Raw genomic sequence first — 25,372 nt, forward strand, 5'->3', positions numbered from 1 at the left:
CGCTTTCTTCCGTGGACGAGGTGGCCGATGCGATCGCGGACCCCGTGCGGCGGGCGATTCTGCTGATGTTGCGCGACTCCGCGCTGACCGCGGGGCAGATCGCCGACGGGTTCGCCATCAGCCGGCCCGCCGTCAGCCGCCACCTGCGGGTACTCCGCGGGGCCGGGCTGGTGCGCGACACCGCGGACGGCCGCCGCCGCGTCTACACCCTCGACACCACGCCGCTCGACGCGCTGACCGGCTGGCTGGAGGAGTTGCGGCGCCCGTCCGGCTGGCAGCACCGGTTCGACGCGCTCGAGACCGAGGTTTTCCGTACCCGCCGCGAGCGGCGAACGACCACTTCGCAGGAGGAGATCGCATGAGCCCGACCCCGACCGGACGGCTGTTCGGCAACGACCTGGTGCTGACCCGCACGTTTCCCGCGCCGATCGACGACGTGTGGGCCAGCATCACCGAGCCGGACCGGACCGCCCGCTGGTTCGGCCCCTGGCAGGGCGACGCGGCACCGGGCAGTCCCATCAAGGTCCAGATGGTGCAGGAGGAGGGCCAGCCCTGGATGAACATGACGATCGACGCCTGCGAGCCGCCACGCAGGCTGGCGCTGTCCGCCGTCAACGACTACGGCTCCTGGCACCTGGACCTGGTGCTCACCGAGGACGCGGGCGTGACCACGCTGACGTTCACCCAGCACCTGACCGGTACGGAGAACGTCGGCGAGGTCGGCCCCGGCTGGGAGTACTACCTGGACCTGCTTGTCACCTCCCGCGACGGCGGCCCGAAACCGGACTTCACCGATTACTTCCCCGCCCAGAAGGCGTACTTCGAAGCGCAGCGCGGCTGACCTTCCGCTCGTACATGGCGACGTCGGCCTCATGCAGCAGGGCGTCGCCACTCTGGCCGTCGTGGCCGGTGGCGACGCCGACGCTGGCGCCGACCTGGACGTCGTGGCCGCGTACGGTCATCGGCAGTTCGATCTCGTCGACCAGGTCCGCCGCCCGGGCGCAGGCCTCGGCGACGGTGAGCGCAGCCCCGCTGAGCAGGACGAACTCGTCACCGCCGAGCCGCGCGACCAGGTCGTCCGGGCCGGCGAACGCGCGCAGCCGCAGGGCGACCACGGCCAGCACGGCGTCCCCGGTGGCGTGCCCGTACGTGTCGTTGATCGGCTTGAATCCGTCCAGGTCGACGAGCAGCACCGCTCGCCCGGCGCAGTGGTCGTCCAGATGCCGCTGGAAGAGCGCCCGGTTGGCGAGCCCGGTCAGCGCGTCGTGGAACGCGAGGTGCTCCAGCTCGGATGCCAGCCGGTCGCGTTCGGTGAGCGTCTGGTGCAGCTCGGCCACCTTGGCGTCGAGCTGGGCCAGCAGGCGGGCGTTGTCCGCGAACGCGGTCACCTGCCGGACCAGCACCAGCGCCGAGCTCACCACGTTGCCCGCCACCACGATCCAGGTCGCGGTCTGCCACCCGTCGATGGCGAGGACGCCGATGAGCAGCAGAAAGGTGCCGACCACCGCCGCATAGGGCAGCAGACTGTACGGGCGGCGGCGCGGCCGCGGACCGTGCGCCACGCCGGAGCGCATCTGCAGGTGCTGGACCCGGGCCCCCGCGGCCAGCGCGGCCACGGCGATGATTGTGGCGCCCTGCTGCCACGGGATGTGGCCGTGAGCGATCAGCAGCGGCCGGAACCCGGTGGCGGCCCCCTCGATCGTCGCGGAGAGCGACATCAGCGCGCCGGCCAGCGGATTGAACGGCTTGACCGGCATCAGCAGCAACTTGACCAGGGCGAACACCGCCACCATGTAGATGGCGGGGCCGAACAGCAGCGAGATCGTACGCCCGGCCCCGGCGATCCCGGCCGCGCCGGCGGTCACCGTGAAATAGCAGCCGAGGGTCGCCGCGAACGCCAGCACCGTGGCCGCGTCCAGGAAGAATCGCACCCGCTGCGGACCGGTGGCGACTCCCAGCGGCATGGCGAGCAGCGCGGCGACCAGGCACACGGTGCCGGCGAAGATGCCCACGCTGTAGACCGGCCCGCCGATCGCCGCCGCCATGCCCGTGGGGTCGCGCAGATACACCCCGAACTGCCAGGCGTCGCTGACCAGGAAGATCGTCGCCCCGAGGCCGACCGACCCCCACATCCGCCGCTCGGCGACGGTGGCGTGCGGATCGCGCCGGATCAGGAAGCCGCTGACGGCCGCGACCCCGCAGAGCGTGACCAGCGTGGGCCAGATCACCGCCCCGATCACCCGCCCGCCGGTGTCGGCAGCGGCCGTCACGAACGCACCCAGCACCACCAGACCCAGCGCGACCAGCACCGGGTCCCGACGCAACGGCAACGGCGGCGCGACGGTCACAGAGACTTAATCGGCCCGCGGAGGCCTGCGATGAGCGGGAGCTCGTCCTCACGCCCAGCCACCACCTGGCGGTTTGCCCACGGCCCCCACCATGTGATCACGTACGGGGTCGGGTGGAGGGCGGGCGCATGGGTGTTCTGTTGGTGGTGGCCGGCGCGGTGGTCGCTGTCGTGACGGCGGTCCGGTTGCGCCGTCTCGGTGGGTCCGGTGTGCCCGGCCAGCGGGTCGCCATGGTGGCCGAGGCGGCGTACCTCGTACTCCTGCTGTTCTTCCTCGCCTATCACGCGGCCCGGCTGAACTGGCTGTTCGTGCTGGTCGAGGTTCTGCTCATCGTGCTGGGCGGCGTCCTGGTCCGGGTGCTGGTGGCGTACGGCAGCAATCGCCCCGAGCAGGCGCCCGCCCCCGCGCCGGACCCGATGATGACGCCGGGTGACACCCCGCCACGGCGAGAATTCACCGTGCCCCGGCCGTCGCTCGGCGGCGGGGTCTTCCTGCTCGCGGCGCTCACGGCGCTCGCCGTCGTACCGGTCCTCGTCCACAATCCGGCGCCGGCCACTCCGGTCGAGCGGGCGTCCGGGAAGTTCACCGAGCACGTCGACCAGGTGCACGGCCCGGCCGCGATGACGGTAGTCTCCACCGATGCCGCCCCGCAACTCGCCGACGCCGGCGTGCCCGGTGGCGAAGCGGTCCCGGTCCGGCAGTACAGCACCTCCGACCGGCAGGTGACCGTGCTGGTGGCACACCATATCCAGTGCACGCCGCAGGCCGTGGTGGCCTCCCGCGACGGCGGCACCGTGACGGTCGTCGTGGTGGCGGCGCCGGCGCCGAACGCCGCCTCGCTCTTCCCCGGCACCTCGGCGCGGTGCGCGCCACAGGACCCGTTCACGGTACGCACGGCGGTCGACTTCTGGCTGCCGTCCGACGACCCGGACGCCGGACAACCGATCACCACCATCACCGACACCGGAGCGAACGGCCCGGCAGCACGGGTCCCCTGACCCACCTTCGCCTCCGGCCAGGGGTGGCGCGGTGGTGGCATGCTCGCTCGGGTGTTCATTGATCGACGGCGGGCTATCGCCATCGGCGCGGTGCTGGCCCTGTCCGGCTGCGGCGCGCCCACCCCCGCACCCGTCACCGCGCCCACCTCGCCACCGGCCGCCTCCGCGCCCGTCGTGGAATCGCCGGCACCGGCCGCACCCATTGTGGAATCGGCGCCGCTGGTGGTGCCCGGGGCGGTTACCGCAGGGCAGCTGCCGGCTGTGGTGAATCACGGTTCCCGCGACCTCAAGAAGGTGGCGCTGACCTTCGACGCCGACATGACCGATGCCATGAAAGCACGGCTGCGCAGCGGCGAAGTGTCCTCCTACGCCAACCGGACCATGCTGAGGACACTGGAGAAACAGCAGATCCCGGCGACGTTCTTCGTGACCGGCCAATGGGCGGAGGTCTATCCCGAACTGACCCGCCGCATCGCGGAGAACCCACTGTTCGAGATCGCCAACCACACCTACGAGCACGCGGCCTTCACCGGCGACTGCTATGGCCTGCCACGGTTGCCGGCCGCCGCGATGACCGAGGACGTGGCGAAGACCTTCCGGACCTTGGAGCCGTTCGGCGGGCGGCAGACCCGTTACATGCGGTTCCCCGGCCTCTGCCACGACCAGGCGGCGCTGCGGGCTCTCGCACCGCTCGGCGTCACGGTGATCGACGGCGACGTCGTCAGCGGCGATCCCTTCGCCCGCTCCGCGAAACCGGTCGTGAACGCCGTGTTGTCCCAGGTCAAGCCCGGCTCGATCATCATCATGCACGTGACCGAGGCGAACGCCCGATTCAGCGACGACGCCCTCCCGATCATCCTCGCCGGCCTGACGAAGCGCGGCCTGCAACCGGTCACCCTCTCCGAGCTGCTGACCTGACGCCCAGCCAGGACCCGCCGGCCGAGCCCGCACGCGCAGTGAGCGGCTGACCCAGCTGGAACGGTTCATCGCGGTGGCAGCCGATTTCATCCCGAGCTGGACACGCTACGCGACGCCTTCCTCCACTCAGTGCGGTCGGCGCTGGCCTGATCCACCGGCACACCGCCAAGCGCCGGCACGGGGCGCCGGGCGGGCTGACCGAGCACCGTCAAGACCTCGACGGGCAGCGCCGCGAAGTCGCTGGGCGGCCCTCGGTGTGAGCGGCGGTCTGCACCCCGCGCCCCGCTGCGACCGGCGTTTGATCTTGCTCTTGATCGTGGGGAGGGGTGAGTCTTAGCGCATGGGTCGTCGTTTGATTCGTCCTCGCCGATGGATGCCGCCGCGTGTCGATGATCCTGGGCCGACCGGGCCGCTGATCGTTGTGCGACGGCTGGGTACGGGTGGGCACGGGCCGGAGGATGTGCGGTTCGACCAGGCCGGGAGGGTTGTCACCGGGCTTCGGGACGGGCGGATCGTGTGGCTGGATTCGGTCACCGGGGATCGCGGTGTGCTGGGCGAGACCGGTGGGCGGCCGCTCGGCGTGTGGCCGCTCGGCGACGGCGGCGTGCTGGTCTGTGATCACGACCGAGGGCTGCTGGAGCTGGGCGCGGACGGCATCGTCAGGGTTCTTGCTGATCGAGTCGGCGGGGAAAAGCTCACGTTTGCCAGCAATGTCGTGCAAGGGCGGGACGGGACCATCTGGTTCACGACGTCGACGAGCCGATGGGATGTCGACGATCATGTCGGGGACGTTCTGGAGCACAGCTGTACCGGGCGGCTGCTGCGCCGCGATCCGGACGGGACCGTGACCACGCTGCTGGCCGACCTGAAGTTCGGCAACGGCCTGGTGCTGGCGCCGGACGAGTCGTTCCTGCTGATCGCGGAGACCACCGGCTATCGGATCCGGCGGCACCGGCTGGGCGACACGACAACCGACACAAGGACTGGCACGACGACCGACACGACAACTGGCACGACGACCGACATTCTGGTCGAGAACCTGCCCGGCTTTCCGGACAACATGTCGCTGGGCAGCGACGGCCTGGTCTGGGTCGCGATCGCCGCGCCGCGCAACCCCCTCGTCGACCGGTTGCTGCCATTGCCAGGATTCCTGCGGATGCTGGTCTGGAACCTGCCCGACGCGATCCGTCCCAAGGCCGTGCCGATCGCCTGGGTGATGGCCTTCGACCTGGACGGCAAGAGGGTTCACGACCTGCGGGCCACCGACGGTTCCTACGGTTTTGTGACCTCGGTGGCCGAGCGGGACGGCGTCGTGGTGATCGGCAGCCTCACCGAGGACGATGTGGCCGTGCTGGCAACCACTCCCCCGCCGGCGATCTGACCTCCAGCCCGACGACCTCGCCCTCGTCGTGGACGAACCGCACGTCCGGGCAGCCGTCGACGACGCTCTGCCAGCCGTGGTCCGGGTGATGCACGGCGTGCCGGCGGCAATGTTTCTCGTCGACGAAACCCCAGGCCATCAGCACGTCGCGGCCCTGATAGGTATATCGGCCGACCGAGGCGATCCGGTCGCCGTCGGCGCGGCGGTAGAAGTCAGCACGCAGCCCCGGCACGGCCGTGCCCTCGAAATCGGCGTCGGGCAGCGTGCGATGCGGGGCGTACGCGGCAAGGTCAGGAAGGGACACGCTGGCGATAGTCGCAGCGGAGGCCGGTTCAGTTCCCGGGTTCCGCGAAATGCGCGGTGGATGTCGCCTTACGAGTGACTTCCAGCCATTGACGCGACTTCGGTCGTTTCGGCGTGAGTCCGGCGGGATATCGGTCGTTGCCCCTTGGCAAGGACTCCGATAGCTCTCCGGACGAATAGGACAGTCGGCAATGACTTTGGTGAACGAATCGGTGCTGCGCGACCCGGCGCGGCTGGTGGCGGTGGAACAGGCGCGAAGACTTCTGCCTGCCTCACCCCTGCCGGCCGACGCGGTGGCGAGGCTGGCGGCCCGGCTGCTGGCAGCGCCGATGGCGGCGGTCACCCTCATCGGCGCCGACGAGGAACACTTCGCGGGCGTGCACCACCTCCCCGAGTCGCTCGCCGGGACCGGGCACGCCGCGCTGTCGTACTCGGTCTGCAAATACGTCGTCAGCCAGGATCATCCGGTCCTCTCCGGCGACCTGCTCGCCGAGGAGTCCGCCGAGCTGCGTGATCACCTGCTGGCCACCGAGTACGGGATCCGCGCCTTCGCCGGCGTCCCGGTCCGCGACGCCGGCGACCAGCCCCTGGGCTCGCTGACCGTTTTCGACACAGTGCCCCGGCGCTGGACCGACGAGCAGCTGACCACCCTCGTCGAGATCGCCGCCCTGGTACGGCCCGCGGCACCCGACTCGCTGGACTCGGCACTGGCCACGACCGTGCTGGACGCCCTCTCCGTCGGGGTGATCGTCGCCGACGACACCGGGCGAATCGTGCTGATGAACGGCGCTCTGCGCGAGGTGATCGGGCACCCGCCGCACGATCCGCTGCCCGACTTCCCGGGGGCGGTCGACGGAATCCTGCGCCGCGCCGACCTCACGCCGCTGAACTGGAACGACACCCCGTTGATGCGGGCGGTGCGCGGTGAGCACGTCAGCGCCGCCGACGTTCTCACGACGGTTCCGGGGCATCGGACCCGGATCTTCTCCACGACCGCGCGGCCGATCACCGGGACCGGCGGCCGGCCGCTCGGCGCGGTCTCGGTGGCGCACGAGGTCACCGCGATGCGCCGGGCCCAGAACTTCCGGGACTGCCACCGCCGCGTCGAACAGGTGCTGCGGGCCTCGGCCACCGCGGCCGACGCGGCGCCCGAGGTTCTCGAGTCGGTGGCGACGACGCTGGGCTGGCCGTACGCGGAGCTGTTCCTGATCGACGAAACCGACGGTGACCTGCGTTCGGCCGGTTTCTACGAGGACGCCGAGACGGTCGACGACGGGTTCTTCGGGCACACTCCGGAATGCGGCAAGGGGATTACCGGACGGGTGTGGGAGACCGGCGAGCCGCTGTGGGTTCCGGACATCGCCGCGACCGAATACGTTCCCAGCCCGGTCGAGCAGGCGCGCATCGAGGTCTGCCTGCGGCGCGGCATTCGTACGGTCCTGGCGGTCCCGGTCCGCGACGGAGGCACGCTGCTCGGGGTGCTGACCTGTTACGCCGGGTCACCGGAACTCCACGAGGACCTGCTGACCGTGCTGCTCGACGGGGTCGCGTCGCAGATCGGTGTCTTCGTGGCGCTGCGGCACGCCGAGCAGCTGGCCCGTCAGCTGACCCGGGCGCAGAACGACTTCATCGACCTGGTCGGGCACGAGATGCGTACGCCACTCACGTCGATCACCACGAACGCGGAGGTGCTGGTCGAGGAGGCGGCCACCCTGGATCCCGAGCAGCAGCACATGATCCAGACGATCTCTCGTAACACCGGCACCCTGCAGAGGATCATCGATAATCTGCTGGACCTGGCCGGTCTGGATTCGGGCCACCTCGGCCTGCAGATGACTGATTTCTGCCTCGCGGCGCTGGTCCGGGGTGCCGTGGACAACGCGCGCGACACCAGCCGGCTGAGGATCGTCCTGGAGGCGCCGCCACGGCTCCCGATCCGCGGGGACGCCGAGCGACTGCGGCAGGTCGTCACCGATCTGCTGTCGAACGCCGCCACCTACAGCCCGCCGGACGGCCGGATCGTGGTGACCCTGGACGCCGGCGAGGACGCCGCCGAACTGCGGATCACCGACACCGGCATCGGTACGCCCACCGACGAGCGCGCCCGGGTGTTCGACCGGTTCTTCCGCGGCAGCAACGTCCGCCACCAGGGGATTCCCGGCAGCGGGCTGGGTCTGAGCCTGGCCCGGACCATCGTGAACCTGCACGGCGGCAGCATCCGCCTGGACGGCAACGAGCCGACCGGCACGGTGGTCTCGGTGAAGGTGCCGGTCAGTCAGCCCTGACCTTCGCCACGAATCGGGTGACCTCGGCGCGCAGCACCTCGGCGAGCTGGGACAGGCCGGGCTGACCGGGTTCCCGGTTGCCGTCGACCGCGGAGGCGATGCCGTCGACCAGCTCACTCATCTGGCGGATGCTCGCGGTCACCGACTCCAGCACCCGGATCGCGCCCTGCGCCGAGTCCTGCACGGTCGAGACCTGGTTCGTGATGCTCTCGCTCGACGAGGCGGTCTCGGTCGCGAGGGTCTTCACCTCGTTCGCCACCACGCTGAACCCGCGGCCGGCCTCACCCGCCCGCGCTGCCTCGATCGTCGCGTTCAGCGCCAGCAGCCGGGTCTGCGACGCGATCTGGGTGATCAAACTGACGGCTTTGCGGATCTGGTCGGAGGAGTCGCGCAACGCGCCGACCGAGCCGAGACCCTGCTCGGCGTCGGCGACCGCGTCCCGGGCGAACTGGGACAGGCCGTTCGCTGTCGCACCCATCTCGGTGGCTGCCGTCGCGAGCTGCTCGGAGACCGACTGCACGGCCGACTCCAGCTCGCCGGCGAGGCCGAGGCGAGCGGCCTTGGCCTGCTCGATCTCCTCCACCTTCACCCGCATCGCGTCGGCGGCCCGGTTGATGGTGACGGCGGAGTGGGCGTACGCGCCCCGCATGCCGCGCGGCAGGAACTGGCGGTGGAATCTGCCGTCCGCGGCGGCGGTCAGCGCCGCGCCGGACTCGCGGACGAACGCGTCGGTGACGTCGAGGACGCGATTGATCGCCTGGCGGGTCGCCTCGGCCTGTGGGTCGTCGCCGAGCTTGGGCACCCGGTTCTCGAAGTCGCCGGCCGCCACCCGGGTGCAGACCTTCTCGATGATGGACAGGATGTCGTCGCTCATCTCGTCGCTCCCAGGGTCAGGTCCCAGACGAACTCCTCATAGGTCTGACCACGGCCGGCCAGTTCGTCCTGGAGCAGCTGCCAGGACGCGTTCAGGTCGGTACGCCGCTCCTCCTCGCGCAGCCGGGCGTAGAGGCGTTTCACCGCGTCGACGGCCGGGCGGTCGGGGCGCCGCCGGCTGGAGTGATAACCGATCACCCGCCCGCTGGCGTCCCGGGACGGCGTGACGTGCGCGAGAACCCAGTACGCGGCGCCGTCACCGGCCATGTTCACCACGTACGCGAAGATCTCCTCGCCCTGGCCGAGGGTGTCCCAGAGAAGCTTGAAGACCGCACGCGGCATGTCCGGGTGCCGGATGATGTTGTGCGGTTTCCCGATGACTTCTTCCTCGGGGAACGCCGACAGACGCAGGAACACGTCGTTGGCGTACGTGATGATGCCCTTGAGGTCGGTCTTGGTCACGATGATCTCGTGGTCCTCGAACGAACGCTCAACCCCGGTCGGCTGAATTCGCGCAGCTCTCATCGTCCCTCAGCATTGTCGATCGCTGCTGTCATGATCGCTGCTGAGGGGTTCGAATGCCGCCCAATCGGCTCATTTCACCGAGTTTTGAGCACACAGTCTCCGCAGGTGCCGCCGCCGGGGATCCGGTAATAGAGACAGCAGTTGTTGCGCGCCAGCAACCAGCGCTCCCGCGACGGATCGGGACGCATCAGCGTGGCGGTTCCGGCCAGTGAGCCCTGCGTCAGCATCGCCCCGACGACGGCCGCGGCGCGTTCCGTCGAGATCATGGTGAGAGCCCCGCCCAGCGCCGACGCCACATTGCCCCACAGCACCTGGGGCGACAGCACGAACCGCTCCCGAAACGCGCTGAGCAGCGGCTTCACAAGATCATTAACCACGGTTCCGGTCAAGGCCGCCGCGATCGCGCCGGCTTCCGACCCGGCACACCCTTCAAAACCCACATTTCGGTACGCCACCGGCATCAGCCCGCTGTCCGCAGGGCGCCACAACACCCGGGGCCCGGTCACGAGCGGGATGGCTCCGCCGACGACCGCTGCCGCGAGCGGCGCCGACACCAGCCGCGCCGCCAGGCCGAGAAACACTGTCGACGCGACCACCCGCTCGGACAGGTCCTCCCGGGGCAGGCCACCCATCCGGGCCAGCATGTCCCGGGCCGCGCCGACCCGGGCGGTCAGCCGATCGGGATCGGACAGCTCGGTGATCGGCCGGAACTCCGGGTCACCGTCGAACGGTTCCCAGACGAAGTACGGCCCGATCCGCGCGGCCACCCGCAGTGCGTCGTCCATGACTCACACCGCCCCCCGGCGCAGCGAAGATTTCGTCCTGTGGGCCGCCGGCATTCCGAATGCCAGCGCGGCAGCGGAAATCCTCTTCGGCACACCCGAACCTTCGCACACCGCCGCGACCCGGGAACTCCGGGCCGCGGCGGTGTGACGACTCAGGCCGAGACCACCGACAGCTGCGGCTCCAGCGCGGTACGCAGGATGTCGCGCACGTCGGAGACGATGTGCACGGTCAGCGCGGCGAGCACGTCCTCCGGGACCTCGTCGAGGTCGGGCTCGTTGCGCTGCGGCAGGTACACCTCGGTGAGACCGGCGCGCTGGGCGGCGAGCAGCTTCTGCTTCACGCCGCCGATCGGCAGGACCCGGCCGGTCAGCGAGACCTCGCCGGTCATCCCTGCCTCGGCACGCACGTTGCGGCCGAGCAGCAGCGAGACCAGCGCGGTCGTCATCGTGACGCCCGCTGACGGCCCGTCCTTCGGCACCGCACCGGCGGGCACGTGCAGGTGGATCGGGTGGTCGAGCTGCTCCGGCGAGATGCCGAGTTCGCCGGCGTTGGCCCGCACGTAGGAGAGGGCGATCTGCGCCGACTCCTTCATCACGTCACCGAGCTGGCCGGTGACCGACAGCCCACCCTTGTCGCCGGGCAGCAGCGACGCCTCGATGTAGAGGACGTCACCACCCATCCCGGTCACGGCCAGGCCGGTGGCCACACCCGGGACCGCCGTACGCTCGGCCGACTCCGGTGTGAACCGCGGCCGTCCGATCAGGTCCTTCAGGTCGTTCGCCTCGACAGCGGCCGGCAGCTCACCCAGCGCGGCCTTGCGGAACGCCTTGGCGAGCAGCCGCTCGAACGACCGCACGCCGGCTTCGCGGGTGTAGTTCGCCGCGATCTCGCGCAGCGCGTCCTCGGTGACCGTCACCTCGCCGGGCTCCAGGGCGGCCCGCTCCAGCTGCCGGGGCACCAGGAAGTCCCGGGCGATGGCGACCTTGTCGTTCTCGGTGTAGCCGTCGATCGTGATCAGCTCCATCCGGTCGAACAGCGCCTGCGGGATGGTCTCCAGGGTGTTCGCCGTCGCGATGAACAGCACGTCGGACAGGTCCAGGTCCAGGTCGAGGTAGTGGTCGCGGAACGTGTGGTTCTGCGCCGGGTCGAGCACCTCGAGCAGCGCCGCGGCCGGGTCGCCGCGGTAATCGCTGCCGACCTTGTCCACCTCGTCGAGCAGCACGACCGGGTTCATCGAGCCGGCCTCCTTGATCGCCCGCACGATGCGACCGGGAAGGGCACCGACATAGGTACGCCGGTGGCCGCGGATCTCGGCCTCGTCGCGGACGCCACCCAGGGCGACCCGGACGAACTTCCGGCCGAGGGTACGCGCGACCGACTCACCCAGCGACGTCTTGCCGACCCCGGGCGGGCCGGCCAGCAGGATGACCGCCCCGGATCCCCGGCCGCCGACGAGTTCGAGGCCACGGGAATCGCGGCGGGCACGGACGCCGAGGTACTCGACGATGCGGTCCTTCACCTCGTCGAGGCCGTGGTGGTCAGCGTCGAGCACGGCACGGGCGGCGGACAGGTCGGTGTTGTCGGTGGTACGCGCGGCCCAGGGCAGGTCCAGCACGGTGTCGAGCCAGCTGCGGATCCAGCCGGCCTCGGGGTTCTGGTCGCCGGCGCGTTCGAGCTTGTCGACCTCGCGGAGCGCGGCTTCGCGTACCGCGTCGGGCAGCTCGGCGGCCTCGACCCGGGCGCGGTAGTCGTCGGTGCCGTCGGCCTCACCCTCGCCGAGTTCCTTGCGGATCGCCTTGAGCTGCTCGCGGAGCAGGTACTCGCGGTTACGCTTCTCGACCGATTCGCGTACGTCGGTCTCGATCTTGTCGTTGACCTCGGATTCCGCCAGGAAGTCCTTGGTCCACTCGATGAGCAGGCGCAACCGGGCCTCGACGTCCGGGGTTTCCAGGAGCTCGCGTTTGCGGTCGTTGGCGAGGTACGGCGCCCAGCCTGCGGTGTCGGCCAGGTCGCCGGGGTCGTCGATGGCGCTGACCGAGTCGAGCACCTGCCAGGCCTCGCGGTGCTGGAGCACCGAGACGACCAGCTTCTTGTACTCGGCGGCAAGCTCACGGGCCTGCTCGCCGGGCGCGGCCACCGGGACCGGCTCGGCCTCGACCCACAGCGCCGCGCCGGGACCGGTCACGCCGCTGCCGATCCGGGCCCGCACGCCGGTACGCAGAACGGCGGCCGGTGAGCCGCCGCGCAGCTTGCCGACCCGCTGGACGGTGGCCACCACGCCGTAGGAGGCGTAACGGTCCTCAAGCCTCGGTGCGATCAGCAGCTCGGAGTTGGCGGAGGTCCGGGCGGCGTCGACGGCCGCCTGGGCGTTCTCATCCAGTTCGACCGGCACGACCATGCCCGGGAGCAGGACGATGTCATCGAGGAACAACACGGGGAGTCGCTTGCTGGACATCGGGTACCTCCGGGAAGTTGAGTACAAGCGGCTCAACTGCGCAGTGCCCCCGTCTCTTCCGGCGTTCACTGTCAGCGAAAGTCACCCCGGCAACCGGACGGTCGACCGACACGCACCAGCTCGGTGATCCAGCGGTGTGCAGGCGTGTCAGAGCCGTGAAAGCGCCGTGTCAGCGCCGGCGCCCATCGTTACCGCCATGAGTTCAGCGATTGAGGTTTCCGGGCTGCGAAAGGCCTTCGGCGACAAGGTGGTGCTCGACGGCATCAACCTCGACGTCCCGGCCGGAACGATCTTCTCCCTGCTCGGCCCGAACGGGGCCGGCAAGACCACCACCGTCAACGTGCTGACCACGCTGATGACCCCCGACGCCGGGACGGTACGCGTCGCCGGCCACGACATCACCACCGACGCCAAAGCGGTCCGCGCCCTGATCGGGGTGACCGGCCAGTTCGCCGCCGTCGACGAACTGCTGACCGGCCAGGAGAACCTCCAGCTGATGGTCGACCTCAGCCGCAAGAACGTCAGCGGCAGCGTCGTCTCCGAGCTGCTGGAGCGTTTCGAACTGTCGGAAGCCGCGCAGAAGCCGGTGTCGGCGTACTCCGGTGGCATGCGCCGCAAGCTGGACCTGGCCATGACGCTTGTCGGCAACCCACGGATCATCTTCCTGGACGAGCCGACGACCGGGCTCGACCCGCGCAGCCGCCGCACGATGTGGGACATCATCCGTGACCTGGTCGCCGACGGGGTGACCATCTTCCTGACCACGCAGTACCTGGAGGAGGCGGACCAGCTCGCCGACCGGGTCGCAGTGCTCGATCACGGCCGGCTGGTCGCCCAGGGCACGCCCGCCGAGCTGAAGCGCCAGATCGGCGGCACCCACGTCCGGCTCCGGTTCACCTCGATCACCGAACTGGACGCGGCCGCCCGGATCTTCCCCGGCGGTCAGCAGGACGCCGATGCCCTCACGCTGCGGATCCCCAGCGACGGCGGCACCGGCTCGCTGCGCGCCCTGCTCGACCGGCTCGCCGGCCACCAGCTCAGCGCCGAGGAGTTCTCGGTGCACACCCCCGACCTTGACGACGTCTTCCTCGCCCTGACGGGCCGCACCGCGGAGGCAGCCAAATGAGCACGAAGTCCCACTCGCTCGTCATGCTGCGCCGTGACTTCAAGCACCTCACCCGGAACCCGACGTCGCTGTTCAACGCGGTCCTGATGCCGATCGTGATGATGCTGATGTTCGTCTACGTGTTCGGTGACGCGTTCAACGTCGGCGTCGACTACATCGACTACGCCACGCCGGGGCTGATCCTGCTGGCCGTCTGCTACGGGCTGGGAGCCACCGCCACCTCGGTGAACGTGGACATGACCAAGGGCATCATCAACCGGTTCAAGGCCATGGACGTCTCCCGGGGAGCGGTACTCAACGGTCACGTGGTCGCCAGCGTGCTGACCAACCTGATCGCCATCGCGGCGCTGGTGGCGGTGGCGTTCCTGCTCGGGTTCGACCCGTCGGCGAGCGCGCTCGACTGGCTCGGTGTGCTCGGTGTGGTCCTGCTGCTCGGTGTGGCGACCAGTTGGCTGACCGTGGCGCTGGGCCTGGCCGCGAAGTCGCCGGAGACGGCGGGTCTGGCATCGGTGCCGCTGGTCATGCTGCCGTTCTTCAGCAGCGCGATCGTGCCGGCCGAGCTGATGGGCGCCGGTGTGCGGCAGTTCGCCGAGTACCAGCCGTTCACCCCGATCATCGAGAGCCTGCGCGGTTTCCTCAACGGCACACCGGACACCGGCGCGCTGATGGCCGCCGTGGCCTGGTGCATCGGGATCGCCCTGGTCGGCTATCTCTGGGCGTCCCGCACGTTCAAGAAGCGAGCGTGACCCCGGCCAGCTGACGCCAGTCACGTGACCGGCCGTCCCGAACCGCCTCGGCGAACCCATCGTCGCCGAGGCGGTTCCGTGCTGCCCGCTCGATGCGTGCCACGTCCGGGTTCGAGCCGTCCTGGAGCCCGCGCATCCCGGCGCTCGCCCCCAGCAGCCGCGCGGCCTGAACCTCCGACCCGGACAGCAGAGCCAGGTCCGCGACGCCGACCAGGATCGCGGCGATCAGGGCGGCATGCCCCGCCTCGGCGGCAGCCTCACACGCCGACGCGTGGTGCGAGCGGGCCGTGCCGAGGTCGTCGGCGAGCAGGCCAAGGAGGCTCTCGGTGAACGCGCGTACCGTCGGCTGGTCCGCCTTGTCGCCCAGAATCGCCGTGGCGGCATCGAGCTGGCCGCGCGCCTCGAGGAGATCACCACGCCAGCGGGCCAGCTCGGCTCGGGTGAGCGCGAGCTCCGCCAGAGCGTCGGGCCAGGTGACCCGCTGGGCGCACCGTTGTGCCTCGGCGAGCGCGGCGGCGCTGGCCGTCTCGTCGCCGAGCAGCCAGTACAGCTGGGCCTGGCGGGCCCGCAGCCCGATGACGTCCTCGATGGCGCCGGCCTCGGTCACCACGGTGACCGCCTGTTCGTAGTGGTCGCACGCTGTCGCGAGGTCACCACGGGTGGCGATGCGGTCGGCCAGCTCGGTCAGGGCGAAGTAGATCCCGAAGCGTTCACCCAGTGCCCGGAACTCGGCGAGCGCGGTCTCCAGGTACTCGTCGGCTTCACGCCCGGCCTGGCCGAGGTTGATCCGCGTCTTGCCCAGGTGGAGGCGGGCCAGTGCGCGTACCCAAGGGTCGTGGTCCTGGAGAAGGTTTTCCCAGGCCGGGAGGGAGGCCTCGGGGGATTGCAGGAGGCGTTCGAGAGGGACGACGAGGTTGAGCAGCGGGCCGGGCTTGTCGATGGTGCGGCGGAGCGCGAACGCTTTGTTGATCCACTCGGCGGCCTGGTGCTCGTCGGCGCGGCCGGAGCCGGCGTAGAGGACAACCAGTGCGTAGACGGTCGCCCGGATCTCGTCGGGCACGTCGCCGGGCGTCGCGGTGGACTTCTCGCCGGGCGTCGCGGTGGACTTCTCGGTGGGCGTCGCGGTGGACTTCTCAGTGGACGTCTCGGTAGCTGCGGTGATCAGCTCGGCGCCTTCGGCCTTGCGGCCGCTGAGCCACCAGTACCAGCCGGCGCCGGCCGCGAGCCGCATCGCCGCGTACGCCTCGCCGGCGGCCAGCGCGCCGCGCATCGCGGCGCCGATGTTGTCGTGCTCGGCTTCCAGGACGGCGAGCCATTCGAGCTGGTCGGCGCGGCGCAAATGCGGTTCGGCGGTCTCGGCCAGCTCGGTGAACCAGGCGAGATGCGCGTGGCGCACCGACTCCTGCTCGCCGGCCTCGGCGAGCCGCTGGGCGGCGTACTCCAGGATCGTGCCGAGCATCCGGTACCGCGGCACCGCGGTCGCGCTGGTGACCAGCAGCGATTTCTCGGCCAGCGAGGTGATCAGCTCGAGCACGTCGTCCGGCTCGACGCCGCCGCCGGAGCAGACGCGCTCGGCAGCTTCCAGGCTCGCCCCGCCACTGAACACGGACAGGCGGCGCAGCACCCGCCGCTCGTCCTCGGTGAGCAGCTCCCAGCTCCAGTCCACGACCGCGCGCAATGTCCGATGTTGCGGCTGCGCGGTGCGGCTGCCCTTGTTGAGCAATCGGAATCGGTCATCGAGCCGCGCGGCGAGCTGGTCGAGCGACATCGTGCGCAGCCGGGCCGCGGCCAGCTCGATCGCCAGGGGCATGCCGTCGAGCGCACGGCAGACGCGCGCCAGGACGGCACGATCGGGCGCCAGGTCCGTTCCCACCGCGCCGGCTCGTTCGAGCAGCAACTGTACGGCCGGAGACGCCTCGATCTCCTCGGCGGTGGCGTCCCGGACGGGCACCGCGAGGGGCTCGACCCGCCACAGCGCCTCACCGGTGATGCCGAGTGGTTCCCGGCTCGTCGCGAGGATCCGCAGCCGCCGGCACTCCCCCAGCAGGCGATGGGCAAAATCGGCCGCTGCCTCGATCAGGTGCTCGCAGTTGTCGAGCACGAGCAGCATCTTGCGCTCCCGGATCGCGCTGATCAGCCGGTCGGTCAGGTCGGTGTGCGGCGACGCGGCGAGCAGCGCGTCACGCAGGCCCAGCGCAGTGATCGCCGCCTGCGCCACATCACCGTCGCCGCCGGCCTGGTTGTCGCGGCCGCTCGGGGTTTCGCGGCCGCCGGCCGGGCCCGCCGCGATCGCGGCGAGTTCCACCAGCCAGGCGCCGTCCGGAAGGTCGCCGGCCAGCGTCCGCGCGGTCTCGGTGGCGAGCCGTGTCTTGCCGGAGCCGCCCGGCCCGATCAGCGTGGTCAGCCGCCGCCCGGCGACAAGCTCGCGGACCGCGGCGATGTCGTCAGCTTTGCCGACAAAGCTGGTCAGCTCGGCGCGCAGGTTGGTCCGCCGGTCCTGCTCGGGCCGGCCGAGGTCGCCACGCAGCAACGCCACGTGCAGCGCGGCCAACTCCGGTGAGGGGTCGGCGCCGAGCGCGTCAGCGAGGGCCTCTTTCGTACGCTCGAAGACCAGCAACGCCTCGTTCCCCCGCCCGCCGGCGACGAGAGCGCGCATCAGTGCGGCGGCGAGGCGTTCCCGCATCGGGTGCTCGGCAACGAGACCGGTCAGCTCGGTGACCGTCCCGACGTCCTCCAGCGCGGTCAGCCGCAGCTCCTCGAGCCGGGCGACAGTGGTGTCGCGGATGATGCCGTCCGGCAGGCCGGCGTCGGCGAAGGGCGCGCCGCGCCACAGGTTGAGGGCGTCGCGAGCCCGGCTCGCAGTGATGAGCCGCTGGAAGCGCACGGCATCGACGGCATCGGGGTCGACGGCGAGCCGGTAACCGTCGGCGTGGCCCTCGATCAGCCCGTCGGGCAGCGCTTTGCGCAGCCGGGAGACGAGGCGGTGCAGCGCGTTCGTGGCGTCGGCGGGTGGGTGGTCGCCCCAGATCCAGTCGAGGAGGGTGGCTTTGGAGACGACGCGCCCGGGATCGAGAGCCAGGGCGACGAGGAGGGCACGCAGCCGTGCGCCCGGGATGTCGGCGAGAACGCCGTCACCCCCACGAACCTCAAACGATCCAAGCACCCCGATCCGCACGCGCCAGATCTTGCCACGAGGGTCCGACACCCTTCCGCGGCGCTGGCGTCACACCGAATCCACCCCGGATCTTGAGCGACTTTCCACCTCTCGACTTTCGCCATTTTGGGGATCGTTCGGGTGGCGGCGGACAGGGTGTCCGCCGGGGCGGGCGGTAGGCGGATCGACAGGAAGGAGCATCAACGAACGTGCCCTCCGCTAAAAAGGCTGTTCGTTGATGCTCCCGATTACGACGTTACCCGGCTCCTGGTTCTGGTTGCTGTGCCACTTCCGGGCGTGCTTCACTGCGCCGACGTTTGCCACGTTCACGATGCTGGTGTCCGGGATGGTCGCCCGGCCCCAGCGGCGGACGGTGACCGGGATGCTGATCGGTGCGGGCCTGTCCCAGGCCTGGCATCACTGCAGAGCACACCGCTTCTTCTCCCGGGCGGTGTGGTCGGTGGATCAGGTGTCGATGGTGTTGCTGACGCTGGTCGTGCGGTTACTCGTGCCGCCGCAGGCCGAGCTGCTGATCGCGGTCGATGACACCTTGTTCACCCGTTCGGGTCGCCGGGTGGCCGGGGCGGGCTGGCATCACGACGCCGCGACCAAGACCAAGGGCGCCAAAGACAGCCGGCAGCGGTGGGGACACTGCTGGGTCGTCGCCGGAATCGTGCTGGAGCTGCCGCTACTGGATCGGCCGGTCTGCCTGCCCATCGCGTTCGCCCTCTGGCTGCACACCCCCGGCTCGACAGCGGCCGAGCAGTCGAAACAGGCCCTGGCCGGCCGCCTGGTCACGATGATCGCCCAGGCGTGTCCCGGCCGGCACCTCGACGTGGTCGCCGACTGCTGGTACGCCGGCGCCGACGGCGCGTCCGGCGCGACCCTCGGCGCGGCCAAGCACCGTGGCCTGCCCGACGATGTCACCCTGACCTCCCGGCTACGCGCCAACACCGCACTGCACTGGATCGCCACCCCGGTCCCCGGACGCAGCGGGCGCCCGAAACGCATCGGCGAGCGCATCGGCACCCCGACACAGCTGGCCACCCACCCCGACACCCATTGGCGCGAGGCCACCGTGGCCCGCTACGGACGCACCGACACGGTCACCCTCGCCGACACCGTCTGCCTGTGGTACGGCGTTTACCGCTCCCGCGCCATCCGGGTCATCCTGCTCCGCGACCACGCCATGACCAGCGGCTACGGCATCGCCGTGTTCACCACCGACCTACACACCAGCGCCGAACGGATCATCAGCCGCTACGCCGCTCGGTGGAGCATCGAAGTCGCGTTCGCCGACGCCAAACAGCTCACCGGCGTCGGCGAAGCCCGCAACCGCACCCGCACCGCGATCGACCGCACTGTCCCGCTCGGCCTGATCACCCAAAGCCTGATCATCGTCTGGTACCACCTACACGGCACCGACACCGTCACCGCCCGCCGCGCCGAAGCACCCTGGTACCGCACCAAAACCCGGCCCGCCTACCTCGACATGATCGTCCAGCTACGCCGCGTGATGATCGCCGCCAGGATTCTTGGACACAACCGTGGCCAGCCAACACCCCAACAAATCCACGACGTCTGTCTGGCCTGGGAACAAGCCACCGCCTAGATCACCAAGATGGCGAAACTCAAGTCCACCTCAGGAGGTCAAGAATCGCTCAAGATCCACCTGCCACCCCCGCCGGTGAGCAGGCGCCAGGACCGAGCCGTGGCTCCGGCGCCTCAGCGGAACGTCTGGCGGATCTCGCCGATGCCCTCGGCCCGGCTGATCAGGGTCTCGCCCGGCTGCAGATACCTCGGCGGATTGCGGCGGTTGCCCACGCCCGCCGGGGTCCCCGTGAAGATCAGGTCGCCGGGCAGCAACGGACAGACCGCTGAGATCCGGGCCACCAGCTCCGCGACCGGGAAGATCATTTCGCTGGTGCGGCCGTGCTGGACCCGCTCGTCACCCAGAAAGCACTCGAAGCCGATGTCGTCGCGGTCGGCGAACTCGTCCGGTGTCACCAGGAACGGGCCGGTCGGGCCGAAGCCCGGGAACGACTTCGCCAGCGAGAACTGTGCGGGCTTGCCGCGCATCTGCAGCTCACGCTCGGAGAGATCCTGCCCCAGGGTCAGCCCGGCGACCGCCTCCCAGGCATGCGCAACCGGGATGTGGGAACCACCCGTGCCGATCACCGCTACCACTTCGATCTCCCAGTCCGGCTTGCCCTGCGGCAGCGTCACCTCGGTGATCGGCCCGGTGATGCAGGACGGGAACTTGGTGAACAGCAGCGGGTCGGCCGGCGCCTGGTAACCGGCCTCGGCAGCGTGCGGCCGGTAGTTCAGCGCCACCGCGAACACCTGCCGGGGCTGCGGAACGGGCGGGCCGAGCTGATCCACGGTGAACGGCACCGCCGCCGGCCAGTCCGCGCCGGCCGCCCATTTCAGCACCTCGTCGAAACGGGCCAGAGGATCGTTGAACGGCACGTCCAGAGCCTGCCCGTCGCGGGTCAGGACCAGGCGTCCGTCGAGAGTCGCGAACCGCATGACCCGCCCTCAGTCCGTGTAGAGCGAACTGGTGTACGGCACGGTGTCGTGCGCCGCGCTCCACGGCACGACCCGGTTGCGCAGCACGCCAAGACCCTCGATCTCGGCCTCGACCACATCGCCCGGACGCAGGTAGAAGTCGAACGGGTTCGGCTGGATCGCCGCGACGCCCGAGATCGTGCCGGTGGTGATGATGTCGCCGGCCGAGTACCCCTGCGGCGAGTGGTGGGCGACCAGGTGCGGGATCGACAGCAGCAGCTGGTCGGTGTTGCCGGTCTGCCGGACCTGGCCGTTCACCCGCAGCTCCATGGCGAGCTTGTGCGGGTCGGCGATCTCGTCGGCCGTGACGATCCACGGGCCGATCGGGCAGAACGTGTCGATGCCCTTGGAGAACGAGAAAACGCCGGACTGCATCTCGCGGCGCTGGATGTCGCGGGCGGTGATGTCGTTGAAAACCAGGTATCCGGCGATGTGGTCGACGGCTTCCTCGGGGCTCAACCACTTGCCGGGCTTGCCGATGATGACGCCGAGCTCCAGCTCGTAGTCGAGCTCGCTGGTCAGGCCCTCGGGGTACACGATGTCGTCGTCCGGGCCGATGATCGCGTCGACGTTCTGAAAGAACACGATCCCCTTGTGTACGGGATGCGACCAGTTCACCGCCTGGAGCTCCTCGTGGTGCGCGGCGAAGTTGCCGGCGGTGTGGAAGAACTTCTTCGGCACGATCGGCGCCCGCAGCCGCACGTCGGCGAGGGCGAGCCGTTCCCCGGTCTCGCCGACGGCACCCTCACGCTCGAACCACTCGCGGGTCGAAGCACAGTCGAGCTCGACGACAACGTCGCCGTCCTCGAGCCGTCCGACCCGGCCTTCGTCGAATGTCACCAGGCGCATCGCATCATCCGATTCTCACTAAGCGAAAGTAGCTTTCACGAAAAGCGTGCCCGCCGGGAAAGGCCCGTGTCAAGAAACATTCAAGAAACTCGGAAGACTCTCAGCTGCAGGGCGAGCGTCGCGTAGTAGCCGACGAGGGTGGTCAGCTCGAACACCGTGGGCAGCCCGAGACCCGCCTCGGCCTGCGCGAACTCCTCGTCGGTCAGGTCGTTTCGCGAGGCCAGGGCGAACGTGGTGTCCGCGACGAGCTGTTCACCGGGGTCGTCGAACGTCGTCGCGTCCAGCTCCTGCTCACTCAGGCCGACCACACGACCGACAGCGCGGTGGGCGTACGTCTCGAAGTCGCTCTTCCAGACCCGCGCGACAGTGAGAATCGCGATCTCACGTGCCCGGCCGGTGAGGCCGGTGCGGTAACGCACCGCGCCGCCGAGCTGCTGGAGCGCCTCGCCCAGAGCGGGTTGCAGCAACATCGCGTTGAACGGCCCGACCAGTGCGCCATCGGCATCCACCAGCGGAAACGGCCCGTTGGCGCGCGGTCCACCGGCGATGGCGTCATGGAGAGAACGTTGTTCCGGAGTTAGATCCCGATAGGGAAAACCCGGCACCCGGCTCATGCCGGCGTCCGGTGGTCGAGCAGCGCGGAGATGTCCGCGCAGGCCTGGTCGATCAACGGGCGCAGCTCACGGATGATGCGCTGGCTGGACCAGTCGCGCGACTGCACCGCGAGGTTCGCGCCGGCGACGACCCGGCCGGTGGCGTCGTAGACCGGCGCCGCGACCGAGCGCAGGCCGAACGCGAGTTCTTCGTCCTGCAGCGCCCAGCCCTCGGAGCGGATGGTGGCCAGCTCGCCGCGCAGCTCGTCGAGGGAGACCTTCGCGTTGGGGCCGTGCTGGCGGGAGAACGAGTGCTCGGTGATCCGGGCGGCCAGGTCGTCCTCGTCGAGGTGGGCGAGCAGCAGCTTGCCGATCGAGGTGTGCACGGCCGGCAGGGTCGAGCCGACCTGGATGTTCGCGGTGACCAGGTCGGAGTTGCGCAGCCGCACCAGATAGAGCACCCGGTCGCCGGTGAGCGTCGCGAGGTTGACCGTCTCGCCGCTGGCGATCGAGAGCTGCTGCAGGCGCGGGGTGGCGAGTTCGACCAGGTCGAGGCCGCGCAGCGCGGCGCCACCGAGGGTGAGCACCTTGACGCCGGGCCGGTAGTCGCCGTTCGGCAGGTGGTCGAGATATCCCTCGGCGGTCAGCGTCATGACCACCCGATAAACCGTCGGCAGCGGCATGTCCACAGCCGGGGCGATGTCGCTGATCCGCCAGGTCGGCCGCTGCTCGGTGAAGAGCGAGAGGATGCGCAGCCCTTTCGCGAGGGCCTCCACCCGGTATTCCGGACGCGCCGGCTCCGCTGTTGCCTGCCTCTTGCCCGCCATCTACTCGCCTTCCGATCGGTCGATGTGTAGTCCGCCCAGTCTCCCGGGGGCCGCTGGACAGGCGTCATGACCCCGGTCTAGCGTATCTGGAAAGCTACTTTCATCTGTCGAGAAGAAGCAAGAACGGGCGGTGTTCGCGATGACGGATTGGCTGGGACTCGCCGATCGGCCGAGCCTGGTGATGGGCGCCGGCGGCATCGGCGGCGCCAGCGCGGTGGCCCTCGCGCGCAACGGCGCCCGGGTCCTGCTCGTGGACGTCGACCAGGACCACCTCGATGCGGTACGCCGGGACGCCAAGGAGGCCGGCGCCGATCTGGACACCCTGGAGGCCGATCTGCGTACCCCGGAAGCCTGCCGGGACGCGGTGGCCGAGGCGGTGAACAGGCTCGGCGGCCTCGACGTCTTCCTGCACGCCGTCGGGCGCAACATCCGCAAGCCGGTCCTCGACCTCGGCGACGACGACTGGTCGAGCATCGTCAATCTCAACCTCAGTACCGCGTACTGGTCCGGCCAGGCGGTGGGCAAGGTCATGACCGAGCGAGGGTACGGCCGGATGGTCTTCGTCTCCTCGGTGTCCGGACTTCTGGCCCACCCGCACCACGCGCCGTACGCGGCCACCAAAGGCGGTCTCAACCAGCTGCTCCGGGTGATGGCCCGCGAGTGGGCGCCGCACGGCGTCACCGTCAACGGGGTGGCGCCGGGGTACATCGAGACCGACCTGACCCGCGCCTACCTCGACAAGGACGGCATCCGGGAGAACCTCACCGCCCTGGTGCCGGCCGGTCGCCTGGGCCGGCCGGGCGAGGTGGCCGACGCGGTCACCTTCCTCGCGTCCGACCGGTCCGCTTTCGTCACCGGCCAGATCCTGTTCGTCGACGGCGGCCGGGTACTCGTCTAGTTCTCAAGGAGCATCAGTGACCACACCTGTCATCACCCAGCGTTTCCCCGGCCGGTCGGTGCTCGTCACCGGGGCCGGCACCGGCTTCGGCGCGGAGATCGCCTTCCGTGCCGCCCAGGAGGGCGCCCGGGTCGGCGTGCACTACAACCGGTCGAAGGACGGCGCCGAGCGTACCGCCGAGCGGATCCGCGAGATCGGCGGCGAGGCCGTGCTGATCCAGGGCGACATCACCAGCTGGGACGACATCAAGGCGATGGCCGACGCCGCGTTCACCGCGTTCGGCGGCCTGGACGTGCTGGTCAACAACGTCGGTGACGTGGCACGCGAGCAGATGTCGTGGCGTGACATCACCGAGGAGTCGATCCAGCACGTCCTCGACGTCGACATCAAGGGCACGCTGCTGTGCACCCACGAGTTCGGCGCCCGGATGCTGGAGCAGGGCCACGGCGCGATCGTGAACGTCGGCTCCACAGTGGTGGTCCGCGGCAGCGCCCGCGCACCGCAGTACGCCGCCGCGAAGTACGGCATCATCGGCCTGACCAAGTCGTACGCGGCCGCGTTCGCCCCGGCCGTACGGGTCAACGTCTTCGCGCCCGGCTTCATCGAGACCGAGGCGACGCTGCGCCGCGACGACTGGAAGTCCGGCCGGGCGGAGAAGCTGCGCTCGATGACGCCGATGGGCCGGATCCCGGGCCCAGCCGAACTGGCCGGCACCGCGCTCTTCCTGGCCTCGGACGACGCCGCGCACATGACCGGCGGTTTCATGGTGGCCGACGGCGGCTTCAACATGGTCGGCGCCTGACCCCCACCGGCGCGGGCGCGGGCCGGCACGGGCGCGGGCCGGCGGGCGCGGGCCGGCGGGCGCGGGCCGGCGGGCGCGGGCCGGCACGGGCGCGGGCCGGCACGGGCGCGGGCCGGCACGGGCGCGGGCCGGCACGGGCGCGGGCCGGCACGGGCGCCGCGCCGCGCTCGCAGGCAGGATCCACTGATAACGAGCCGCGTGGCAGGGCCGGCGTGTTGATTTCGGGTGCGCTCCGCGCCCAAACTCAACACGCAAATTGCGAATCGGCTGCCCGTGTTGACTTCAGGTGCGCAGCAGGCCTGAAGTCAACACGCTTCGGGCTTCACTCGCGCGGGGGTCGCTCTGGGTGACGCTCCGGCTGTGACAGCGGGGCATACTGGCGATCATGAAACTCGCTGAGGCTCTGGCGCTGCGCGCGGATGCGTCGCGTCGCGCCGAACAGTTGCGTGCCCGGGTCACCAGCAGCGCGCGTTATCAGGAGGGTGAGACCCCGGCTGAGGATGCGGCTGCCCTGCTGACCGAGGCCGGCACCGTGCTCGGTGAACTGGAGTCGCTGATCCGGCGGATCAACCGCACCAACGCCGCCACCCCGGTCGAGGATGGCACCCTCACCGACGCGCTCGCCCGGCGTGACGTTCTGCGGCTGCGGCACGCCATGGTCACCTCGGCGGCTGACGCGGCGGCCGGTGACGGGCAGCGGGCGTACCGGCAGTTGCGGTCCGAGCTGCGGATGATTCCGGCGCTGCCGGTGGCCGATCTGCGACGGCAGGCTGACGACCTCGCCCGGGAGCTTCGTGAGGTGGACACGCTCATCCAGCGGATCAACTGGGAGGCCGATCTGCTGGACTGAGGAGCGCGGAGCAGGTAGTCGTCGTGGAGGCGTGCACGAACCCGAGGGCCGGCGGGTAATCCGGCCCATGCTGGCGCGCCGGGGGCA

The 25,372-nt window shown here is 70.2% G+C and carries 24 protein-coding genes; 13 read left to right on the top strand and 11 right to left on the bottom strand.

Translation table 11 applies throughout. From position 1 onward, the window contains the following. Window positions 1–11: 11 nt before the first annotated feature. The gene (locus tag ACQP2E_RS20175) at window positions 12–362 is read left to right on the top strand and encodes a metalloregulator ArsR/SmtB family transcription factor (protein WP_433824465.1); all 351 of its coding nucleotides are present in this window, start codon (window positions 12–14) and stop codon (window positions 360–362) included. Next, entirely contained in the window at window positions 359–841 is a 483-nt protein-coding gene (locus ACQP2E_RS20180) for an SRPBCC family protein (protein ID WP_433824466.1), read from the top strand. The genes ACQP2E_RS20175 and ACQP2E_RS20180 overlap by 4 nt, the downstream gene beginning before the upstream one ends. Here the strand turns inward: ACQP2E_RS20180 and ACQP2E_RS20185 are convergent. After that, window positions 789–2,348 (bottom strand): diguanylate cyclase domain-containing protein, encoded by a 1,560-nt coding sequence (locus ACQP2E_RS20185; protein ID WP_433824467.1) that lies wholly within the window; start codon window positions 2,346–2,348, stop codon window positions 789–791. The two genes, ACQP2E_RS20180 and ACQP2E_RS20185, sit on opposite strands and share 53 nt — an antisense overlap. A 128-nt stretch (window positions 2,349–2,476) precedes the next feature. Between ACQP2E_RS20185 and ACQP2E_RS20190 the strand changes: the two genes are divergently transcribed. The 3 genes from ACQP2E_RS20190 to ACQP2E_RS20200 all read left to right on the top strand — a co-directional run bounded on the left by ACQP2E_RS20190 (window position 2,477) and on the right by ACQP2E_RS20200 (window position 5,645). Next, complete coding sequence (locus ACQP2E_RS20190; RefSeq protein WP_433824468.1) at window positions 2,477–3,346, top strand: hypothetical protein; 870 nt, start codon at window positions 2,477–2,479, stop codon at window positions 3,344–3,346. A gap of 51 nt (window positions 3,347–3,397) precedes the next feature. Continuing rightward, window positions 3,398–4,264: a polysaccharide deacetylase family protein gene (locus ACQP2E_RS20195; protein WP_433824469.1), complete on the top strand. Its 867-nt coding sequence runs from the start codon at window positions 3,398–3,400 to the stop codon at window positions 4,262–4,264. Between the two features lie 340 nt (window positions 4,265–4,604). Next, on the top strand, window positions 4,605–5,645 hold the full coding sequence (locus ACQP2E_RS20200) for an SMP-30/gluconolactonase/LRE family protein (RefSeq protein WP_433824470.1): 1,041 nt from the start codon (window positions 4,605–4,607) through the stop codon (window positions 5,643–5,645). On the opposite strand, the gene ACQP2E_RS20205 is transcribed toward ACQP2E_RS20200, so the two are convergent. Then, complete coding sequence (locus ACQP2E_RS20205) at window positions 5,593–5,949, bottom strand: hypothetical protein (RefSeq protein ID WP_433824471.1); 357 nt, start codon at window positions 5,947–5,949, stop codon at window positions 5,593–5,595. The genes ACQP2E_RS20200 and ACQP2E_RS20205 overlap by 53 nt on opposite strands. A gap of 190 nt (window positions 5,950–6,139) precedes the next feature. Here ACQP2E_RS20205 and ACQP2E_RS20210 point away from each other — a divergent pair, with 190 nt between their 5' ends. Then, window positions 6,140–8,233 carry an ATP-binding protein gene (locus ACQP2E_RS20210; RefSeq protein ID WP_433824472.1) on the top strand — a complete coding sequence of 698 codons (2,094 nt, stop codon included), beginning with the start codon at window positions 6,140–6,142 and terminating at the stop codon, window positions 8,231–8,233. On the opposite strand, the gene ACQP2E_RS20215 is transcribed toward ACQP2E_RS20210, so the two are convergent. The 3 genes from ACQP2E_RS20215 to ACQP2E_RS20225 all read right to left on the bottom strand — a co-directional run bounded on the left by ACQP2E_RS20215 (window position 8,220) and on the right by ACQP2E_RS20225 (window position 10,416). Then, a complete protein-coding gene (locus tag ACQP2E_RS20215; RefSeq protein WP_433824473.1) occupies window positions 8,220–9,107 on the bottom strand; it encodes a methyl-accepting chemotaxis protein in 888 nt (295 codons plus the stop codon). The genes ACQP2E_RS20210 and ACQP2E_RS20215 overlap by 14 nt on opposite strands. Then, window positions 9,104–9,631 (bottom strand): PAS domain-containing protein, encoded by a 528-nt coding sequence (locus ACQP2E_RS20220; protein WP_433824474.1) that lies wholly within the window; start codon window positions 9,629–9,631, stop codon window positions 9,104–9,106. Before ACQP2E_RS20220 ends, ACQP2E_RS20215 begins: the two co-directional genes overlap by 4 nt. A 74-nt stretch (window positions 9,632–9,705) precedes the next feature. After that, complete coding sequence (locus ACQP2E_RS20225) at window positions 9,706–10,416, bottom strand: (2Fe-2S)-binding protein (RefSeq protein WP_433824475.1); 711 nt, start codon at window positions 10,414–10,416, stop codon at window positions 9,706–9,708. Here ACQP2E_RS20225 and ACQP2E_RS20230 point away from each other — a divergent pair. Beyond that, on the top strand, window positions 10,415–10,564 hold the full coding sequence (locus tag ACQP2E_RS20230; protein WP_433824476.1) for a hypothetical protein: 150 nt from the start codon (window positions 10,415–10,417) through the stop codon (window positions 10,562–10,564). The genes ACQP2E_RS20225 and ACQP2E_RS20230 overlap by 2 nt on opposite strands. A 4-nt stretch (window positions 10,565–10,568) precedes the next feature. On the opposite strand, the gene lon is transcribed toward ACQP2E_RS20230, so the two are convergent. Next, window positions 10,569–12,872, bottom strand: coding sequence for an endopeptidase La (gene lon, locus ACQP2E_RS20235; protein ID WP_433824477.1), 2,304 nt, complete (start codon window positions 12,870–12,872; stop codon window positions 10,569–10,571). 196 nt (window positions 12,873–13,068) lie between these two features. Here lon and ACQP2E_RS20240 point away from each other — a divergent pair, with 196 nt between their 5' ends. Beyond that, the gene (locus tag ACQP2E_RS20240; protein ID WP_433824478.1) at window positions 13,069–13,998 is read left to right on the top strand and encodes an ATP-binding cassette domain-containing protein; all 930 of its coding nucleotides are present in this window, start codon (window positions 13,069–13,071) and stop codon (window positions 13,996–13,998) included. After that, window positions 13,995–14,744, top strand: a complete 750-nt coding sequence (locus ACQP2E_RS20245) for an ABC transporter permease (protein WP_433824479.1) — start codon at window positions 13,995–13,997, stop codon at window positions 14,742–14,744. The genes ACQP2E_RS20240 and ACQP2E_RS20245 overlap by 4 nt, the downstream gene beginning before the upstream one ends. Here ACQP2E_RS20245 and ACQP2E_RS20250 read toward each other — a convergent pair. Then, complete coding sequence (locus ACQP2E_RS20250) at window positions 14,728–17,919, bottom strand: BTAD domain-containing putative transcriptional regulator (protein WP_433824480.1); 3,192 nt, start codon at window positions 17,917–17,919, stop codon at window positions 14,728–14,730. The genes ACQP2E_RS20245 and ACQP2E_RS20250 overlap by 17 nt on opposite strands. 217 nt (window positions 17,920–18,136) lie before the next feature. Here ACQP2E_RS20250 and ACQP2E_RS20255 point away from each other — a divergent pair, with 217 nt between their 5' ends. After that, window positions 18,137–19,510, top strand: coding sequence for an IS701 family transposase (locus ACQP2E_RS20255; protein WP_433824481.1), 1,374 nt, complete (start codon window positions 18,137–18,139; stop codon window positions 19,508–19,510). Window positions 19,511–19,623: 113 nt separating this feature from the next. Here ACQP2E_RS20255 and ACQP2E_RS20260 read toward each other — a convergent pair whose 3' ends face one another. The 4 genes from ACQP2E_RS20260 to ACQP2E_RS20275 form a co-directional block, all read right to left on the bottom strand. After that, on the bottom strand, window positions 19,624–20,427 hold the full coding sequence (locus tag ACQP2E_RS20260) for a fumarylacetoacetate hydrolase family protein (protein WP_433824482.1): 804 nt from the start codon (window positions 20,425–20,427) through the stop codon (window positions 19,624–19,626). Between the two features lie 9 nt (window positions 20,428–20,436). After that, complete coding sequence (locus tag ACQP2E_RS20265) at window positions 20,437–21,315, bottom strand: fumarylacetoacetate hydrolase family protein (protein WP_433824483.1); 879 nt, start codon at window positions 21,313–21,315, stop codon at window positions 20,437–20,439. An 80-nt stretch (window positions 21,316–21,395) separates the two neighbouring features. Beyond that, on the bottom strand, window positions 21,396–21,824 hold the full coding sequence (locus ACQP2E_RS20270) for a carboxymuconolactone decarboxylase family protein (RefSeq protein WP_433824484.1): 429 nt from the start codon (window positions 21,822–21,824) through the stop codon (window positions 21,396–21,398). Between the two features lie 101 nt (window positions 21,825–21,925). Beyond that, the gene (locus ACQP2E_RS20275) at window positions 21,926–22,735 is read right to left on the bottom strand and encodes an IclR family transcriptional regulator (protein WP_433824485.1); all 810 of its coding nucleotides are present in this window, start codon (window positions 22,733–22,735) and stop codon (window positions 21,926–21,928) included. Window positions 22,736–22,874: 139 nt separating this feature from the next. Here ACQP2E_RS20275 and ACQP2E_RS20280 point away from each other — a divergent pair, with 139 nt between their 5' ends. From ACQP2E_RS20280 to ACQP2E_RS20290, 3 genes are all read left to right on the top strand, one after another. Continuing rightward, window positions 22,875–23,633, top strand: coding sequence for an SDR family NAD(P)-dependent oxidoreductase (locus ACQP2E_RS20280; protein ID WP_433824486.1), 759 nt, complete (start codon window positions 22,875–22,877; stop codon window positions 23,631–23,633). A 16-nt stretch (window positions 23,634–23,649) separates the two neighbouring features. Beyond that, window positions 23,650–24,435 carry an SDR family NAD(P)-dependent oxidoreductase gene (locus tag ACQP2E_RS20285; RefSeq protein WP_433824487.1) on the top strand — a complete coding sequence of 262 codons (786 nt, stop codon included), beginning with the start codon at window positions 23,650–23,652 and terminating at the stop codon, window positions 24,433–24,435. A gap of 385 nt (window positions 24,436–24,820) precedes the next feature. Next, window positions 24,821–25,285 carry a DIP1984 family protein gene (locus ACQP2E_RS20290; protein ID WP_433824488.1) on the top strand — a complete coding sequence of 155 codons (465 nt, stop codon included), beginning with the start codon at window positions 24,821–24,823 and terminating at the stop codon, window positions 25,283–25,285. The last annotated feature ends 87 nt before the right edge of the window (window positions 25,286–25,372 follow it).

It is taken from the genome of Actinoplanes sp. CA-015351 (genome assembly GCF_050955685.1).
In the GTDB taxonomy this organism is placed as follows: Bacteria; Actinomycetota; Actinomycetes; order Mycobacteriales; family Micromonosporaceae; genus Actinoplanes.